The sequence below is a fragment of the Aquabacterium sp. UBA2148 genome (genome assembly GCF_002328915.1).
Lineage (GTDB): Bacteria > Pseudomonadota > Gammaproteobacteria > Burkholderiales > Burkholderiaceae_C > Aquabacterium > Aquabacterium parvum.
Window position 1 is genome coordinate 1 of record NZ_DCXA01000253.1, and the last position, 3,736, is coordinate 3,736.

Sequence of the window (3,736 nt, forward strand, 5' to 3'; positions counted from 1 at the left end):
GGCTTGTTCCAGTGAATCGTCTCGCTTTCGTACCGGCTGTCCGGACCCACAGCGAGTGACATGAACTCCTCGAACACCCAGTCAGCGCCGCCCATCCCCTGACCCGGCTGACCCATGGCATCTACGCCATCTTGCATGGCAGCCAACCTAGGCAAGAGATCGCGCCGGTGAAGCAAGAAGCACAGCCCGACCAGCTGCATCAGCTGGCAGTAGTCATCCAGAACGACAAAGTCAAAGGCTGGCTCGTTTCGGTCGGCCGTGTCTTGCCACAACAGTTCGGCATATCGCTCGTAGGCGGAAAGGACATTCTCCAGTTCGCCGCGCATGGGGTCTATCGGTTCGCCTGCGGTGTAGTTCAGGCTCAATCGGTCTACCATCAACTCCGAAATTGTTCGTGCACGCCCCATCGCGTAGCGAACATCACCTTCCGCCACAGCCTCACGGAGAATACGCCCAACCTCTTCGACGCCCTCAAGGCAGTTCCTTCTGGCAAGCGCCCAATGCTGCTCTCCCAGAAACTGCTGCCGCCTTCTCTCATGAAACTGCATGTCGAATCCTGTCCTCGGCCTCACCGCTTGCGTTGATCACGGGCCTCGCCCTTCATGCCCGCGCGGTTGTCAACCACTTTGTCAATATCGGCGTCGCCCCATTCACGAGTCAGCTGATGCGCTGCGTGGCTTTCATGCTTCGGCACATGTCCTGACGCACAGAGAATGAGCGCTTCCGCATGCGCAGCCGCATGTGGGATGGAAAAAAAGAGCACGTGTCGGGTGTACGCACGCTCGCCACCGTTGCGGATCTGAACATACCCCTGAGACGAAGTTCCTAGCGCCTTTGCCAACCTTCGCTGATTTTGAATCCAAGCATGTCCCATCTGCGTCACTTTGCCGTTTGATTGGCGAATCGCTGACTCCTCACTGGCACTTCGTCCTTTGGCGCCCGAACGCCCTCCCCGCTTGCCTGCAGGCGATGCGGCAGAGCTGCCCGAGTCAGTTTTGTCCCCCGCCTCCCCCAACAACGCACCGAGCGATTTGGTAGGGTCGTAACTTGCCTTGGCCTCGATGACGGCATAGGGCTTCTTGCCGCCCGGCGTGGACCACACAGCGTCGATCCCACGCCCCCGAGGCACGCATGGCCACAGTTGCACCATGTGACCGCTGTCATTGAGCTTGGCCGAGTTCTTGTCGCCGCTGTCGTGCCGCGCCTTGCGGCCCCAACCTTTGACATCCTGGCAATGGTAGTCGGCCATGTGCTCACCCAAGACGCCCAACACCTTCTGGGTCAAGCTCTTGAACCGAGCGGTGCGCTGTGTCGCTGCGTTCGGAGTGTTCGAGCTGGCGCCATCGCCCTGCTTGGTCTTTGCCTGAGCACCTGACTTGGCTTGGGTGTTGGGTTTGGCCGCAGGCGAACCAGGCGTAGCCTTGGTGCCGGTGCCCCCGTTGGCACTGGTTCTGCGCCCCTTGGTCAACCAGCCGTCGATTTCTCTCTTGAATGCATCGAACTGCTGCCCCAGGTTGCGCTGAATCGAATCAAGGCGTTTGCTTGATTCTGGCCCCAGGTGTTCTCGCAACTTTGGATTTGACAGGATGGCGTCCAACTGCTTGCGTAGTTTGGAGACGTCGAGCACGTCCTTGAGCAGCTTCTCCGGGTCCCCCTTGTACAAGCGCCGAATCATGTCCAGCAACTCGTCGGTGCGGACCGCGCCGCTCTTGACGGCTCGCATCGAGCGCTTTGCCGCGTCGCCACCACCTGGAACCAGTCCGATCAACGCAGTGATCAGGTTGAACCAGGCCGCAGGGCTGGTGGGTGCAGCCGAGACCTCGATCAAACCCTTGATGATGTCTCGTGCATCGACCAATTGCCCCAAAACCGGGATGCATCCGATGACGCTTTCGGCGAGGATCGCCCACGGCGCATTGTTGTCGCCTTTGAGAAAGCTGACGGCGTCATCCTTCAACGACGCCAGCCAGCCAGATCGACTGACAGATTTGGATGCCGAGGAGGCGCCACGCGCGGCCACTGCTGCACCGCTCATGCTGCACCTCCTTGTAGCTTCTGGCTCAATGCCTGCTGTTGAGCTTCACTGAGGTAATGCCAGGCGCTTTCGCCGCTCGCGTCGGAATCACCGTTGTTCATCTCGGCAAACAACTCCTTTTGCTCGCTGGAAGCCTGGCTGTGCCAGAAGTCATCTGCCTCCCCCAAGTAACGCTCGATGTTGGCGATGGCCGCTTCGTTTGTGGAACTGTTCGCCTTGAACACATTGGCGGGCATTTCAGTGCGAGCGCTCGGCTTGGCCGGCGACTCACCATAAAACACTTGAGCGGGCAGGTTGGGCACGCCATCGAGCCGAGCATGACCCGAGGCATCGAGCACGCCTTCTTTGATGGTGCCGTCTTCGAAAACAACCCGATAGGGTGCGCCACCAACGGGCATCAGCCATTCATCGTGCAGGTTCAATTCCATGAAAGTCGGCGCTTCTGTCGCCGCGCCTACGGGCATGCCTGTCAACTGTGCCGGCTGACTCCCCCCTCCCAACCAATCATGACTCGCCCCCTTCACCGTCCACGTCCCCGGGCAAGTGAAGGTGATGTTGCCGCCCTCGATGACGATCTGGCTTTGCCCGGCCGTCAGGGTGATGCTCTTAGATGCCTGAACGCGCACCTCATCGGTGGTGCTCTGCACCGTCAGGTCTTGCTCTGACCAGACCTGCTGGGCATCGGTGTGGGCGCGCACGCTCAGGGCCGCATTGGCGGTGATGGCCTTGATGCCACCAGCGTGCGTGTAAAGGCTGGTGGTCTGGCCGCTGACGCTGCTGACCGTGTGCGCTGCCGTCAGGTGCACGTCACCCTGGGCGCTGATGCTTTGGTCTTGCCCACTCCAAAAGTGGATGCTCGCGGGCGTGACCCAGGCGGCCGATGTCGGCGTGTCCAGGTGCAGCAGCGGCTTGGCGAAGCGCTCGACCGGGTCACCCAGGTCGCGGCTGCCTGCTCTCGCCTGGCGAGCGTCCTGGCCGCCCACGGGGCCTGGGTAGAGGCCTTGCGCGCTCGGGTCCATGGCCTCGGTGTGCTGGGCCCAGGCCTGGCCGGGCTCGTGGCTGTGCAGGCCGTGGGCGCCTTGTTGCCGCGCGCTTTGTGCGAGCGTGTCGCCCAGCTGCTGTGCGGCCTTGAGCTGCCCGACGGCTTCGGCGGCGTCCATCTGGGTGCGGGCCACGCTGGCGCCTTGCGCGGGGCGCGCCGTGGTGCTCAGCAGCAGGCCTTCGCCAGCGCGCACCACAGCCCAGCCTTCGGTGTGGCCGTAGAAGCCTTCGCCCAGCCAGGCGCCGCGTTGGGCCGCGCCCGAGCCGCCGCGCCCGCTTTGCTGGATCAGGTGGCCCAGCGTGAGTTCGCTGTGGCCGGTGGCGCTGGAATGGCTCGCCAGGCGCATGCGCAGCTGGCTGGTGGCGTCGTCCACCACCCATTGGTTGGCGCCTTGGCCGTCCAGGTGCGGGTGGTGCCAGCCGGCGATGGTGCCGGGGTGGTTGGCGCCCGCGTCCACGCCTGCGGGCCAGGGCAGCTCGTGCGGGCCGTTGTGCACCTGGCCGACGATGATGGGGCGGTCGATGTCGCCGTCGATGAAGTCGACCAGCACCTCGGAGCCCGGGCGGGGCGTGAACAGCGCACCCCAGTCGGGGCCGGCGACGCCTTGCGCCACGCGCACCCAGGTGCCGCTGGTGGCGTCGCCCGGGGCGTGGCCGGTG

The 3,736-nt window shown here is 63.5% G+C and carries 2 protein-coding genes and 1 pseudogene; all 3 read right to left on the reverse strand.

All coding sequences use genetic code 11. From position 1 onward, the window contains the following. A pseudogene (locus B2W70_RS14130) lies at positions 1-548 on the reverse strand (hypothetical protein); the annotation flags it as partial. Positions 549-568: 20 nt separating this feature from the next. Beyond that, positions 569-2,035: a hypothetical protein gene (locus B2W70_RS14135; protein ID WP_286746627.1), complete on the reverse strand. Its 1,467-nt coding sequence runs from the start codon at positions 2,033-2,035 to the stop codon at positions 569-571. Next, the coding region (locus tag B2W70_RS14140) for a DUF2345 domain-containing protein (RefSeq protein WP_286746629.1) at positions 2,032-3,736 on the reverse strand (1,705 nt) is incomplete at its 5' end. The genes B2W70_RS14140 and B2W70_RS14135, both read right to left, overlap by 4 nt.